The organism is Gluconobacter sp. P1C6_b, assembly GCF_018811945.1.
In the GTDB taxonomy this organism is placed as follows: Bacteria; Pseudomonadota; Alphaproteobacteria; order Acetobacterales; family Acetobacteraceae; genus Gluconobacter.
In genome coordinates this window covers 37660-52420 of the sequence record NZ_JACRVU010000014.1, presented here as the reverse complement: position 1 = coordinate 52420, position 14761 = coordinate 37660, and the positions used below count along the sequence as shown (strand labels likewise).

Genomic DNA, 14761 nt, shown 5'->3' with positions numbered 1-14761 from the left:
GACACGCCGCAGAACAGCAGGAACTTCATCATGGCTGACAGACCCCGCTTTTTCGACGACCTCGCAGGCCTTGCCGGCAACGCCTTTTCCGCCGTGACGGGCGCCCGCGAAGAACTTCACGCCATCGTCCGCACCCGCGTTGACGAAATCCTCAACAGCCTCGACCTCGTCCGCCGTGACGAATTCGACGCCGTGCAGGAAATGGCCACCCGCGCCCGCATGGCACAGGACGCCACCGAACAGCGTCTGGCCGAAATCGAATCGCGTCTCGCCGCTGTCGAGGAACTCGCAACCGAAGAGAAAGGCGGCCCGCAGGGCTGATCTGCAACAGTCACCAGGGCCAGTGTGACTTTTGCAACGCGTAATGCTTGCACACCGCGCAAAGGGTCCATAACGTGACTGATGTCGGGAGGGGATTTGCCTCTTCCGGCCGCAGACATCTGGAGCGCCGCACCGGCGCCAGGCCGGTGCCAGGCTCCACGGCCTTGGGAGACCCGCCATGCCTGCCCTGAGCACCTCACTCACCACGGAAACAGAATCCCATCCGCTCGACCTGATGGAACAGGTCATGGGCCTTTATGAATGGGAGTTCGAACGCCTCGGCCCGTCCGAAATGGCCGCCCAGGCCCCCGGACAGTGGTGCGATTATTCGCTGTATTTCACATGGTCCGACGAACTCTCGGCCCTGCATCTCAACTGCATCCTGGACCTGCGCTCGCCCGCCAAGCGCCGTCCGGCCGTCCATGAACTCGTTTCCCTGGCCAATAACCGCCTCTGGATCGGCCATTTCGCCGTCGATCCCGATACCGGAACCCCCTCTTACCGACATACGCTGCTGCTGCGTGGCGTACAGACTCTTCCCGGTGAAAGCATGGAAGACCTCGTGGACATCGCCATGTCCGAATGCGAGCGCTTCTATCCCGCCTTCCAGTTCGCACTCTGGGGCGGGAAATCACCGCAGGACGCCATAGACGCCGCAATGCTCGACTGCGCAGGAGACGCCTGACCGTGCCATCCGTCCCTTCGGTTCTTCTCGCAGGGTGCGGAAAGATGGGAGGCGCGCTGCTCGACGGCTGGCTCGCCTCCCCCACACCGCCCCGGCTCGTCATTCTTGACCGACACCGAACCGGTACGGACGACGCCATCACCGTCGTCCGTACCGCCGCCGAAATCCCCGCCGGTTTCAAACCCGACGTCATCGTTCTTGCCGTCAAGCCAGCCACTGCCGAAATCATGATCGACGCAATCGGCAAGGCGCTTGGCCCCCGCATGAGCAACGCCGCCATTCTCTCCGTCATGGCCGGACGCACCTGCGCCGCCCTTTCGGAGGCGGCCCAACTGGCTGGCGCGGACATGCCGGTCCTGCGCGCCATGCCCAATACGCCTTCTGCCGTGGGCGCCGGGATCAGTGGTCTCTACGCCTCGCCCTCCGCCACGCCGGAGCAGAAATCCATCTGTCACGATCTGCTCTTCGCAGTCGGAGACGTCGTCCCGGTGGAGAAGGAAGCCGATCTTTCCGTCGTCACCGCCATCTCCGGCTCCGGCCCCGCCTATGTCTTCCTGCTGGCAGAGCTTCTGGAAAAAGCCGGTCAGCAGCATGGCCTGTCCCCGACAATCGCCCGCCGGCTGGCGCGTGGAACGATCTACGGCGCCGGGCGCATGCTCGATGATCTGCCCGACAGCGCGGAAGACCTGCGCAAGGCCGTCACCAGCCCCAATGGCACCACAGCAGCAGCCCTGGCCGTCCTCATGAAATCCGACGCCTGGCCAGAGACTGTTCCAAAAGCTATTGACGCTGCTACAAAACGGGCCGACGAACTCGCAGGCTGACGGTTTCTTTATGGGAGAGAGCTTGTCGGCAGACCGCAATGCTCCCACCATGAAACCAGAAGCTTTCGACAGGAGACCCGTATGGACGGACGGCAGGACCCCTTTGAATCCGACGACATGGCACTGAGCGGTTCGCCGGACATGGCGCAGGAAGCCTTCGACGCCGCCCTTCTCCAGTCTGCCCTGTCGCTCGCCGGAAACGAGGGATGGCACCGCTTTTCCCTCGTGGACGCGGCCCGCGAAGCCGGTCTTCCCGTCGAAACCGTCCGCAGGCGCTATCCGGTCAAGGCCCTTCTGCTGCTCCAGCTCGGGCGCCTTGCCGATGCCAGTGCCCTGCGTGACGACGGTGACGGCGGAACGCTTCGCGAATATCTTTTCGACCTGATCATGCGCCGCTTCGATATCTTCCAGGAATATCGTGAAGGCGTGCGCGCAGTCCTCCAGGCCGTACCCTACGACCCGGCTCTGGCGGCTTTTCTGGCCGGCACTACCCTTGATTCCATGAAATGGCTCGCAGAAGCCGCAGGGATCGACTGCACAGGCTTTGGCGGCGTGATGCGCATCAATGCCCTGGCCGGAGTCTGGGCTCACGCCATGCGGGCCTGGGAAAAGGACGAAAGCCCCGACCTCGCAGCCACCATGGCAGCCCTCGATACGGCCCTGGACCGTGCCGAGCGCTACGGGATTCTCAAGCCTTCTGCCCGACGCAAAATGGATGAGGCCATGAACAATACCGGCCTGCCCGACCACGATCTTGAACTGGAATCCTGACTTCGCACTTTACGAAGGCAGCCGGTTCAGATTAGAAGGCCGGAAGCATGCGCTCTGAAGGGCGCATCATTTGGGGTGTAGCCAAGCGGTAAGGCAGCGGATTTTGATTCCGCCATGCGGAGGTTCGAATCCTCCCACCCCAGCCAGCCTCTAAAAAAACCGGAAAATCCTTCCCGCAACAGGTCCGCCGCGGTTCAGGACAATGCACGTCAACTGATTTGGCTAATCTCGATCAAGGATGTAATCTGGAAGGACATACTTCCGACATCAATCAGGGTCTTCGTCGTGAAAAAAGAAAAATCTGCAATAGTGCTTTTCGTTAAAGACGAAGCCCATGACATCATGGCATGGCTATCATGGCATATTTCCCTCGGGTTCGATAAAATATTTGTATATGACGACCACTCGACCGACGGGACCTATGAAATAGCCAAATCCTGCGAAGGAATTTACAACGTGGAGGTTTGCAGGACTTCCATGCTTGAAGGCAATTTTTACTACAGACAACGCGACAGCTATTTTGATGCCATCAAGAAGTCCATCGATCATTATGAGTGGATCGCCATGCTGGATGGTGACGAATATGTCAGCATCGACGGCACCCAAGACATAAACGGGTTTCTGGACAAATTCCGTAAAGACGACACGGGAATTGCCCTAAGCTGGTGCATATACGGAAGTTCCAGCAGGGTCCTGAAAGACAAGGTCCCGACCTACCAGGTCTTCAACCACAGATCGACGCCCGAACTTAATGACAATACGCTCGTAAAGAGCTTCGTAAGACCAGAAGCTGTCAGCTTCGTGTATGAAAACCCCCACAAGTTCAACCTGTCCTATGGAAATTACGCGGACGCTGCTGGCCAGCCCGTAGAATGGCGTCCCGGGGCGACGAAAAACATCCTGTGGGAAGGCGCCAGAATCAATCATTACATCTGTCGCTCCATGGAGCATTTCATCGACCGCATCAAAAGACGCCTGGGCTCCGATCTGTCGAACAGTACGGTCTACTGGTCTCATTTTGATCGCAATGATGTCTATGACCCCCAGGATCAGGCACGCATCAATGCGGCAAATACCGTCTACAACAATATCAAAAAATCAGTTTTCCAGTATTCGATGAAGAATTTCCTCGAGAAAGGAAACGCTCTGGAAAACACGGAAAACAGCCTGACTCCTCACAGAAAAGTGGATCTCTTCCATCTCAAAAGCATTCATGGCGAATACCTTTCCCTGAACAACATTGATGGACATCTCTTTCAGGGAGAGGGATTTGAGCGAATCCTGGCGGCTATCCCCTACGACAGCAATAAAATCTGGATTTTCCGGAATCCTTTTGTGTATTCCTCAAATGTCAGATTCCACATCAGCCACTCGGCCCAAAGCAATTACTGCTATGAATTTGAATTCGATTCCAATGAATCGGATGGTTCCATCTTCATACAATCTCCGAAAACTCAAAAATACCTGACCTGCATTCCCGTAGGTCATGGTGGAAGCGTAGAATTTTCCCGGGAAGAGGCTTCAGACTGGGAAAAGTTTTACTTCGGAGAAAAGGTATCTGAACTGACATTCGTTGGAGACAACGAGGGTCCGGCCTCGGACCTGATATATTACATGCTCAATTCTGCAGGATCTTTTCCGTATGAAGAATTCTTACTGAAATCATCCACACTCGAGAGTGACGACAGGATGAATCTGAAGTCGCTTCTCGGCCCCCAGATCATGTCCATTATCTGACAGCCCTTTTGGCGCAGTCACAAGCACGTTGCACCGGGCGCTCCGACAGTTCCCCTGTCAGAGCGTTCACGATCCTTCAGACAAGCTGTTTCAGTCCCGGACTGGCCTTGAACCTGACGGTCCGCCCTGCTGAAACCTCGACAGGCTCTCCGGTCCGCGGATTGACGGCCTGCCTTGCCTTGGTTTCACAGACCGTGAACGTCCCGAAAGACGGCAGCGTAAAGCCGCCTTCTTCGCGCAGTTCCTCAATAATGGCGTCAATCATGTCGTTGACCGCCCGCTGGGCAACAACGCCTGTGCAGTTCATGGAATCCTGCAGAACTGCGGCAAGAAAAGCTTTGCTCATGAATAAAACTCCGGATTTACTCAGTGCAGATCGCATCTTGCCGGTACAGAAATGCCGCTAATGCGAACTGAAGGGCGGATTGTCTATCGCCTCAGAATGCCATAGTGTTTCCTATAGAACCGCCCTAGAAACAACCATATATCATGAATTTAACGTTTCTTTCTTCAACAGGACGGTCCGTGTCAGCCCCTGTCTGCCTGTTCGCATATTACAGTACAGAAGCGGGGTTTCCCCCTCACACACGCCATCTGCTCCGCCAGATCTCATCGTGTGGCTTCACGATCCACATCGCCGCCTCCGGCCTGTCGGAAACAGAAGCCCAAGCGCTGCACGATGACCTCGCAAGCGGTACACCTCCGGTCCTAGCAACCGTCCATGCCCGCCCCAATACCGGGCTGGACTTCGGAGCCTGGCAATTCCTGCTCTCCCGTGAGTGCGACAGGGACGCTGACGAAATCCTGTTCGCCAATGACAGCGTCTTTGGCCCGCTTCTCCCGCTCAATCCCATCGTGGAGCGTATGCGGGCGCAGAACCTTCAGATCTGGGGCATGGTCCGCTCGGAAGCCGTCGTACCCCATCTGCAATCCTGGTTCCTGTGCATGACCCGCGAGGCGCTGGATCATCCGGCAGTCCGACGGATCTTCAACCAGCCCTTCAGCGACATGAGCAAGGACGAGATCGTCCTGCACGGGGAACTTGGTCTCGGCCTCGCCATCAAGGCGGCCGGACTGTCTTGCGGAGCCGCCTGGAGCAATCCCCGAGGCCTCGCCCGTCTTCTGGCGCTCAACCCCATGCACACGGACTGGCGCGCCGTCCTGCGCTCCGGCCACGCCCCCTTCATCAAGACCGAACTCCTGCGCGACAACCCGAGCGGAATCGCGTCCACCCATCTGTGGCGGCAGGAAATCCCCGATCCCGCCTTCTTCAGCCCCGACTGGATCGCCCGTTATCTTGCGGCAACACCTCCCCGCAACCGCGCCAAACGCGCTGGCTTCCGGGCCAGACTGATCCAGGCCCTGGCCAGCGAAGACCGGCGCCAAGCCCTTATAGCCCTGCTTCTCGGCCGCTAGACTGCCCGGCGGACCGCTTCAGGAAGCCGTAAAGTTCCTCCGCCTGCATGTCGTATGTCGCAAGCTGTTCCTTGTACGGATTAACGTATCCCTCGAAGCGTTCCGGCGCCTCCAGAAGCGCGGAGACGGCCTGGACAAGCGTCTGTGGTTTACCGTCCAGCGGCAACCACGTTCCGTTTACCCCGTCCACCACATCTTCCGATTGTCCCCCCGGAGACGTCGTGACGACCCAGACATCCCGCGCCAGCGCTTCCCGCACCGTCAGGCCGTAGCTTTCCTTCCACTGCGACGGAAACAGCAGGACATCGATCTGGTCATAGAAGTCATCAAGGCTGGCCTGTGTGTAGGCAGGCACAACCCGCAGCTTCCCACGAACGGTCCAGTCTTCCGGAAAGATCGACTGAAACCCCAGGTTGAGCTTGTTATCGACAACGACAAGCTCCCAGTCACTGCGCGATAGGGACTGCATAGCCTCTTTCAGCAGGCCATATCCCTTGACGGCCTCTGTCCCGCCGACAAATCCGAAGCGCAGCGGCGTCCCGGGGGAGCGCGGCCGACGCGCACGCTTCGGCCAGCAGAAACCGTTACGATTGACCACGATCCGTTCAGGCGCAATCCCGTTTGCAAGATAGAGCTCACGATGGGCCTGTGACGGACTGATCAGAAGGGCCGCACCCGCCAAGGCCTGCCGCATCACGACAGTCCGATCCGCAAGATGCCGCACACCCGGTACACAGGCCTGACAGACCGCAGGATCGATAGTGGTCTGGAAACAGTACCGTCCGTCCCCTTTGACCATGAACTGCCGCTCACAAAGCCACCAGGCATCGTGCAGCGTAAGGACGTAGGGAATTCCCCTCTCCTGACAGATCCGCAGGATCCCCGTTCCCAGTCCCTGCGCAGCATGAACATGCACGACATCCGGCTGACAGGCGTCAAGCATATCCGCAAACCGGGAAGCCATTGCCGGATTATCCAGATGCCCCACCCCGTCCAGACCGTCAGGCAACACGGAGGCAAAAACCATCATGCCATCCACGTCGTAACGAACATCCCCGTCAGGGATATCCACGGCAGGTGGTCTGGACGTCATGACACTGACCTGAACCCCTTTCCGGACCAGCCGGCGCCCCATCTCCTCGGCCACAATCGTGGCACCGCCAAAAGAGCGGGGAGCGAAATAGACATTCGCCATCAGAATCCTGAGGCCTTCCGCTTCCCGACTGGGCGGAAGACCAAACAACGCCCGGGCCTGTGTCTGCGCCATCGCCTCTGGGGCATACCGCGCCATCACGTCCTTATACGCCGCTTCCGCCAGACGTTTCCGGTAATCTCCATCCCGCGCCAGGGCCAGGAACCCGTTTCGCCATGCTGCGGTATCTGCGGCAAGGAGGCCGTTCTTCCCATCGCGCAGAACTGTCAGGAACGCGGCACAGGGAGAACAGATGGCCGCAACCCGGACAATGGCCGCCTCAAGAAACTTGATGTTGCTTTTACAGTCATTGAACAGCGTCTTTTCCAGCGGAGCAATCGCGATATCCGTCTGGGACAGGGCCTTCAGATAGTCCGGATAGGTCAGCTCCGTGAGACGCTCGACCCGATCCCCGAACCGGCTGAATGCCGAAGACAGCTGCAACTGCCCGATAACCCTCAGGCAAAGCCGCGGCTCCTCATCCATCGCTGCCAGAAGCCCCGCCTCGGCCTGCCTGAAATCGGCATCATGAGTATTGGTGCCCGACCCATACGAAACCCAGATCCGGCCTGATGGCACAGGAAGAGGAAGAACTTCTGCAATTCCAAGCGTCTGTGCGTCCAGGGCATTTTCCAGAACAGCGACATCTGTCAGCCCCGCCTCTCGCATGGCGCCCGCAAGAGCCGCCGTCGAGGCAATGCCCCGACCACAGGCCAGCATACACCGGCGGAACAACGCCACCCCTGAAAGCAGAAGATCACGTTCCGCCGCAGGAAGCGTGTCGATATTGCCGTTCTGCCGATACTCTCCTTCATCGAAGATAAGGTCATCCACCTCCCAGCGCGGAGCCAGTCCCAGCCGATGCGCTTCCTGCACCAGCTTCATGACATCGTCGAAGCCCGGAACCCGATAAAAAATGACATGCGTGCAAAGCTGAAGGGCAGACTGTGCTTCGGCAAGATCCCGCCAGTCCACTACCTGAACTGACCAGCCCAGCGTCTTCAGGAAATCCCGCTTCTGCCAGACACGATACTTGGCACACTGCCTCAGGCTGAGTTCCGCAATGATGAGAATCTGGGGTTTCAGTCTCGCAGTTCCGCACTGGGGAATAGCTTTGTAAGAATGAAGCGCCGCTGTATCACCCTTGGCTGGTGTAGAAATTTTCTGCCGTTCACCATGGATGCGCTTCAGGCGGCGAACACGATGGGTAACAGTTTTCCTGATCCCTGATAGACCTTCCCGTTCCCAGAAATGCAACAGCCGCCCCGGAAGTTCGCTCACAGGGCGGCCGGACAGCAGCCTGCCAAATGTCAGAGCCCGCACAGCCCGCAGGGGAAGCGTCACACGCCAGGACAGGGACGTCTGAATCAGAAACAGCTGGCGCCGAAGCTTCTGATTTTCCTTCTGCAGCTGTTCGGCTCTCAAGCCATTCAGGCGGGCCGCACTGCGATAGCTTTCAGTCAGGGTTTCGCGCGGGTCGTCCCGCATTCTGTCAGGCTTTCACAAGAGGAGATAAAAAAGTACTTCAGAAACACGAAAGGCCGGACCCTTCCGGATCCGGCCTTCCTGAACAATGCCAGTCTGTCAGAAGACAGATGCCGTCATTAGCTCAGGGTGAAGTTAGAAGCGTTCAGGTCGGTGATTCCAACGAACGTGATCTTGGAGTTGTCGGACAGTTCGATCGTGGTGTTACCACCAGCAACCGTAGCGTTCGACAGAACACTTGCCAGACCATCGTTGTTCTGAAGGCCGTACTGGTATAGAGCCATCAGGTTACCGGCTGCGCTGCCGAAGTCGGTGATCGTGTAGTCACCGCCAGCAGAACCCTTGTTCAGAGCGAACAGGTTCGCCGCGCCCGAACCACCCGTAAGGGTAGCCGCACCCGAACCGCCAACCAGCGTATCAGCAGCGGAACCACCGATGATGGTCTCGTCACCCGTTCCTGCGAAGGCATGCAGCGTGCCGTTGGAAGAAGCAGCCGAAACGGTCTCGCTGCCATCGCCACCAACAAACAGGTTGGTGGAGCTTGCGGAACCACCGACCAGCAGCAGGTCAAGACCCGAAGCACCGAACAGCGTGGACGTACCAGCGGATACGGTCGTTGCACCCGTACCGTTCAGGAACGTCAGGGCTCCCGAAGCAGTGATCGAGTTGGCCGTACCACGGATCTGCCAGATATCGGCGGAAGCAGAGATGGTGTCGTTCAGACCACCCGAAACCGTGCTGAGGGCACCGGTCGAGAAGTAGGTGCTGGAGCTGCCGCCCGTGATGAAGCTGTTGTTGCCACCCGAAACGGTGTTGTGCGACGTCGTGTCGTAAACCGTTGCGTTGGCGCCCAGCGTGACCACGGAGCTGCCGCCGAGCAGCGTGACCGTATCGGTACCGGTCGTGCCGTCGATGGTGTCCTGACCTTCGGAACGGACAACGTTCGTACCGGTTCCCAGCTTGATGAGGTTGTTGCCTTCACCCGTGCTGATGGTGTCGTTACCATTGGTGCCCGTCACGGTGTCGTTGCCGTCACCCGTGGCGATGGTCCAGTTCCCGGTGGAATTGGCGCCATTGAACGTGTTGTTACCAACGCCGCCAATGAACGTGCCTGCCTGGTTACCGGCCGTCACGGACACACCAGCGAAGTCACCAGCAAGAATGCTGACGTTATTGGCCGTGCTGCCGGAAAGATCCAGGCTGACAGCAGAGTTCAGGGTGTCTTCGCCCGTCGTGGAGTAGCTACCAACAGAAATGTACTGCGTAGCAGCACCCGAGACGGTGTAGTCACCACCCTGGCTGATCAGGCCGTGGCCCGTGTTGGAAACAGCAGCGGCATTCCCGCCCGGAACCAGATCGTAAGAATCAAGCCCACCACTCGCATGGAGGGTGGAAACAGCAGTCTGATACTGCTGCGCCAGCAGCTGGGTCTGCCCACCAGTGACCGTGACCACAAAGGTCTGGCCGGAGGCGCCAACTACTGTAGTAATGTTAGCCATTACCATGCACTCCTAAAAAAGGTTGCCTCGCACCGGCGGCCCTCGGACCACCCAAATGATCGAGCGACGATTCTTGCATATATCAGAGCCAGATTATCAAAAGCAATCCACTTCGGACACCACACAGGGAATCAAGATCCATCATTTGGGGATTCGAATAGCCATGCCGACAAAGAATTTTCCATTTTCATTATGTGGAAACGGAAAAGAGCGGGTAATCCAGCTCTTCAGTCAAATCCTTTTATATCAAAAAAGTTCCGTTAATGTTAATTTCACAAGAAATAAATATTACCACTACTGCGTCAAGCCGGACCTGACCGGGCTGCGCCTTTCCTGAAACAATCTACCCTTCACAGACACTTAGATCCCGACAGGCCCCTTCGTGAATTTCCCCATCCCCCTTTCAATGTCCCTTCCGGGGCCGGACCATCATCTGGCATGTCTGGCGCTCCTGCTGGTATCGGGAAGGTCAGAAGCCGATACTCCTCCGGATCTTCAGGATCACGTTTTCTTGACATCCTGGCTGACAATGATCCTGACCGAGGAAAAAAGTCTTTCCGCTGCCCGGATTGAATGTTCACCTCGCGTCTATGCCCGGATTCGTCACGCTCTTCGTGCAATGCTGGAAACATACCTGCCGGACAGGGACATCCGGATCGTCTCCGAGGCGTCCCGGAACGACGAGACCGCTCTTCCCCTGCTGTGCCACATTACGGAAGACGCGCCCCGGAGCCCTTCTTCCTTGCCCGTTCTCCAACTCGGGCCAGATCACCCCGCAGGCTCCATTACCCTGACCCCGGAAAGCGCCCTGACGAACGCAGGCGATTCACCCTTTCTGCGTGTCCTGATGTCCGAAACCACGGAAAGCCTCGGCCTCCGACGCAACATCCGACTGCTTCTCGATGACAGTCGGAAAACCCGCCTTCTAATATCCCGAACGCAGGCGATACAGCAGGCATCGCTTGAAAAAACGCAGACCATCCAGGAACTCCGGGTCTCTCTGCGGATGCTTGCCGCCAGAAATGCGCCGTTGCCGCCCGAGCCCCCACCGCCCGAACAGACAGAGCCGCCCGCTCCGCCGCTGGTCGTGCCTCTCCCACCTGAAAACCCGGTTCCTGACCCGCTTCCAACACCCCCGCTCTGGTTCCGGGCTGGCCGACGCCTCAAACGCATTCTCCGTCCCCGTCCCTCCCTCCCCGTCCTCCCGGTTCAGGAAGAACCCGACATGGAGGAGAGCAGCCCCGAGGCCGTTCCGGTCCCGGCTCCCGAACCAGAGCCAGAACCAACGTCAAATCCCACGCCTCTCTCCATACGCCGTGTGTTGTTCGTTGCGGGAGAACCCGATACGCCTGGCGTTCTGTACCGCTGCTACCGCAATGCCGCGGCTGTTCGGGATGCCGGCTTTGAAGCCAGGGTCCAAGCCTGCGCTGCGGTCGGGTATGACGATATCCACTGGGCAGATGTGATGGTGTTCTGGCGGGTCGAATACAGTGGCCATGTCAGTACAATCTTCGATCTTGCCGAAACGGAAAACGTCATTACCATCTTCGATGCGGACGATATTGTCTTCGTTCCCCACTATGCCCGCGTGGACATGATCGACGGCATCCGTTCGATTGGCGCCACAGAAGAACGGATCGAGCGCTGCTTCTCGGAAATGCGCCGCACCTTCCTGCGTTGCGATCAGGGATCGACGACCACGGCCGAACTGGTCTTTGCCATGCACAGCCTGCGCCCCGTCGTGCACCTGCTTCCGAACGTCTATGACATGTCCGCCCTGCAACGGGCACGCATGGCACTGCGCATGCGTGGAGAGCCAGGCCGCGTCAACGCCGGCGACGGTCTGGTCCGCATCGGCTACGCCACAGGCTCCAGGACCCATCAGCGGGACTTCGCCCCTATCTGTCCCACCATCGCGGAAGTCCTGCGCCAGCGTCCCGAGGCGCGCCTTGTCCTGTTCCGCGAACCCGTCACGCATCGCCCGGTCCTGCTGATGGAAGAATTTCCCAGCCTGATCCCCGTGCAGGACCAGATCGAATGGCGCGACATGGTCCCCCTTGAGGAACTGCAGGACGAGTTCGCGCGGTTCGACATCTCCATCGCACCTCTGGAGACAGGAAACGTCTTCTGTGAAGCCAAAAGCGAGATCAAGTTTTTCGAAGCTGCGCTGTCGGGCGCAGCAACGATCGCTTCCCCCACCGGACCGTTCCAGCGCGTTATCCGCCATGGCGAAACCGGCTTTCTGGCTGACAGCCCGACAGACTGGTACGACGCCCTGATCGAACTGATCGACAACCCGGAACGCCGCGTCCGCATCGCACGGGACGCCTATCATTCCGTCCTATGGCCCTTCGGTCCGCAGGCACAGGCCCGGCGCATGAAGCTCGTTCTGACATCCATGTCCGGAGACGAGGCCGCCGCCCTTGCCGGAGAAACGCATCTTGCCAGAGACCGTCTCACTCCGGCCCCCGTGCCCGTCATCCCGCCCAGCCGCACCCTTTTCCATCACGACGCGCTGGGAGAAGCTCCCGTCACTGTCGTCATCACGTCCTATAACTACGAGACACATCTTCTGGACGCGCTGGAATCCGTTGCGACGCAGACCCTTCCCGTTCTGGATCTGATCGTCGTGGATGATGGATCATCGGATGGCTCGGTCGCTCTGGCCCGTACGTGGATGGAGCGGCACTGCGACCGCTTCAACCGCCTCATCCTACGCCAGTCCATCGCAAATGCGGGTCTGGGAGGCGCGCGCAACATCGGAATGGACGCAGCCGAGACCGTACATGTCATGCAACTGGATGCCGACAACATCCTGCGTCCTGAAGCCTGCAAAACGCTTCTGGACTCCATGAGTGACAGCACAGCCTACGCCTATCCGCTCATCGCCTGCTTCAACGAGCACGGCCCTGTCCTGATGGATATGAGCGCAGACACCCATCGGCAGCCAGGTACACCAGAGCTTCTGGGAGATCTGCCATTCAATCCGCTTTCCCTCGTCTCCGGGAACAGGATCGACGCCATGGCCATGGTCACCAAATGGGCCTGGGCTGCGGTGGGCGGCTACTATGTTTCACGTGAAGCAATGGGCTGGGAGGACTTCGATCTGTGGTGCTCACTGGCGGAACGCGGCCTCCACGGCCATCACGTCCCGCAGATCCTGGCCGATTACCGCCAGCATGAGACATCCATGACGAACGCCTCGACCGAAAGGGAGGCCCACAAGGCCCGCGTCGTAGCATTTGTTCAGGCCAGACACCCCTGGATCCGCCTTAGCGCCGAACGGGCCAAACCCCGGAAAAGCTGAGACCCCTTTCCCGGACCGTCCAAGAAAAAACCCGCTCCCGGACAGCTCCGGAAGCGGGTTTTTCATGACCTGAAAGATCGAACCCGGCTTCACAAAGAAGCCCGATACGCCTCAATCAGAACGGTGCGTCGATATCAACAACGTCGATCAGCTTGTGATTGACGAATTCCTTGATGCCCAGACCGATCAGCTCGCGGCCATAACCCGAACGGGCCACGCCACCGAACGGCAGGTCAGCCTTCACCATCGTCGGATGGTTGATATAGACCATACCCGTGTAGATCTGCTCGGCGACCTTCACGCCACGCTGGGTGTCCTTCGTGAAAACGGAACCACCCAGACCGAACGGCGAGTCATTGGCGATACGGATGGCATCCGCATCGTCCTTGGCGCGATACAGCTGCGTCACCGGACCAAAGAACTCCCACAGACGGGCTTCATTGTTCTCGTGCAGGTTGGTCATCAGCAGCGGCTGGAAGAAGGCGCCCTTCTCCGGCACGGACGGGCCGATAGCCTCGACAACGGCACCGTGCTTCTTGGCTTCCTCGACCTGAGCCTTCAGATCATCCGCAGCCTTCTGCGAGGACAGCGGCGCCAGCGTGGTCTTCGGGTCCATCGGATCACCCGGGATCAGCTTCGCGACTTCGGCCTTGTACAGCTCCAGGAAGCGGTCATACACGGCATCCGCCACGATCAGACGCTTTGCAGACACGCAGACCTGACCGGCATTCCAGTGACGACCAAAAGCCGCCCACTTCGCGGTCTTTTCCAGATCAGCGTCGTCCAGAACGAGGAACGCGTCAGAACCGCCAAGCTCCATCGTGGACTTCTTCAGTGCCTGTGCCGCAATCCCGGCCACAACAGCACCAGCCCCTTCCGAACCCGTCAGGGCCACGCCACAGACGCGCGGATCCTTGAGGATCGTCTCGGTGTGATGACGGGCGGCATACAGGTTGCGGAATCCACCCTTCGGCAGACCGGCTTCCTTCATCAGATCATCGAACGCGGCAGCACACTGCGGAACGTTGGATGCGTGCTTGAGAATGACCGTGTTACCGGCAGAAAGCTGCGGGGCGATGATACGGGCGATCTGGTAGAACGGGAAGTTCCACGGCTCGATCGCGAACACGATGCCCTGCGGCTGATGGATCAGGACGGCCTCGCCTTCCTTCGGATCCGCAACCGGCAGCTTCTCGGCCTTCAGCAGCTCTTCGGCGTTCTTGGCGTAATATTCGAAGATTTCGGCGGACAGGATCGTCTCTGCCTTGGCCTCGGCATAGATCTTGCCCATTTCGAGCGTCAGAAGCTTGGAATACTTGTCGATATCACGGCGAAGAATGTTCGCCGCTGCCGTCATGATCTTTGCGCGCTCGGCGAACGGCGTGTGACGCCAGCTCTTGAACGCATCATAGGCTTCGGTCAGCGCGGTCTGGACTTCCTGGTCGGTTGCTTCCGGGAAGGTCTTGAGCGTCTCACCGGTATAAGGGTTGATCGTAGCGTAAGCCATGACGAGTCATGTTCCTA

At 58.8% G+C, this 14761-nt stretch carries 11 protein-coding genes and 1 tRNA gene; 8 read left to right on the top strand and 4 right to left on the bottom strand.

Going from position 1 to position 14761, the window contains the following annotated elements; all coding sequences use genetic code 11:
• Positions 1-30 precede the first annotated feature (30 nt).
• The 6 genes from KP701_RS10745 to KP701_RS10720 all read left to right on the top strand — a co-directional run bounded on the left by KP701_RS10745 (position 31) and on the right by KP701_RS10720 (position 4338).
• A complete protein-coding gene (locus tag KP701_RS10745; protein WP_062107038.1) occupies positions 31-321 on the top strand; it encodes an accessory factor UbiK family protein in 291 nt (96 codons plus the stop codon).
• Positions 322-499: 178 nt separating this feature from the next.
• Positions 500-1006, top strand: a complete 507-nt coding sequence (locus KP701_RS10740) for a YbjN domain-containing protein (protein WP_011252691.1) — start codon at positions 500-502, stop codon at positions 1004-1006.
• A 2-nt stretch (positions 1007-1008) separates the two neighbouring features.
• Positions 1009-1830 carry a pyrroline-5-carboxylate reductase gene (gene proC / locus KP701_RS10735; protein WP_215747199.1) on the top strand — a complete coding sequence of 274 codons (822 nt, stop codon included), beginning with the start codon at positions 1009-1011 and terminating at the stop codon, positions 1828-1830.
• Positions 1831-1911: 81 nt separating this feature from the next.
• Complete coding sequence (locus KP701_RS10730; protein ID WP_215747198.1) at positions 1912-2601, top strand: TetR family transcriptional regulator; 690 nt, start codon at positions 1912-1914, stop codon at positions 2599-2601.
• Between the two features lie 71 nt (positions 2602-2672).
• Positions 2673-2747: transfer RNA gene (locus KP701_RS10725), tRNA-Gln, on the top strand.
• Entirely contained in the window at positions 2716-4338 is a 1623-nt protein-coding gene (locus KP701_RS10720; RefSeq protein WP_215747197.1) for a glycosyltransferase family 2 protein, read from the top strand. The genes KP701_RS10725 and KP701_RS10720 overlap by 32 nt, the downstream gene beginning before the upstream one ends.
• A 76-nt stretch (positions 4339-4414) precedes the next feature.
• On the opposite strand, the gene KP701_RS10715 is transcribed toward KP701_RS10720, so the two are convergent.
• Positions 4415-4684 carry an HU family DNA-binding protein gene (locus KP701_RS10715; protein ID WP_011252687.1) on the bottom strand — a complete coding sequence of 90 codons (270 nt, stop codon included), beginning with the start codon at positions 4682-4684 and terminating at the stop codon, positions 4415-4417.
• A 179-nt stretch (positions 4685-4863) separates the two neighbouring features.
• On the opposite strand from KP701_RS10715, the gene KP701_RS10710 reads away from it, so the two are divergent.
• Positions 4864-5754 carry a rhamnan synthesis F family protein gene (locus KP701_RS10710; protein ID WP_215747196.1) on the top strand — a complete coding sequence of 297 codons (891 nt, stop codon included), beginning with the start codon at positions 4864-4866 and terminating at the stop codon, positions 5752-5754.
• On the opposite strand, the gene KP701_RS10705 is transcribed toward KP701_RS10710, so the two are convergent.
• Both KP701_RS10705 and KP701_RS10700 read right to left on the bottom strand, forming a co-directional pair.
• Positions 5729-8434: a glycosyltransferase gene (locus KP701_RS10705; protein WP_215747195.1), complete on the bottom strand. Its 2706-nt coding sequence runs from the start codon at positions 8432-8434 to the stop codon at positions 5729-5731. The genes KP701_RS10710 and KP701_RS10705 overlap by 26 nt on opposite strands.
• 116 nt (positions 8435-8550) lie before the next feature.
• Positions 8551-9930: a calcium-binding protein gene (locus KP701_RS10700; RefSeq protein ID WP_215747194.1), complete on the bottom strand. Its 1380-nt coding sequence runs from the start codon at positions 9928-9930 to the stop codon at positions 8551-8553.
• A gap of 511 nt (positions 9931-10441) precedes the next feature.
• On the opposite strand from KP701_RS10700, the gene KP701_RS10695 reads away from it, so the two are divergent.
• On the top strand, positions 10442-13237 hold the full coding sequence (locus tag KP701_RS10695; RefSeq protein ID WP_252345554.1) for a glycosyltransferase: 2796 nt from the start codon (positions 10442-10444) through the stop codon (positions 13235-13237).
• A gap of 115 nt (positions 13238-13352) precedes the next feature.
• On the opposite strand, the gene KP701_RS10690 is transcribed toward KP701_RS10695, so the two are convergent.
• The gene (locus tag KP701_RS10690) at positions 13353-14744 is read right to left on the bottom strand and encodes an NAD-dependent succinate-semialdehyde dehydrogenase (protein WP_215747193.1); all 1392 of its coding nucleotides are present in this window, start codon (positions 14742-14744) and stop codon (positions 13353-13355) included.
• Positions 14745-14761: the final 17 nt, after the last annotated feature.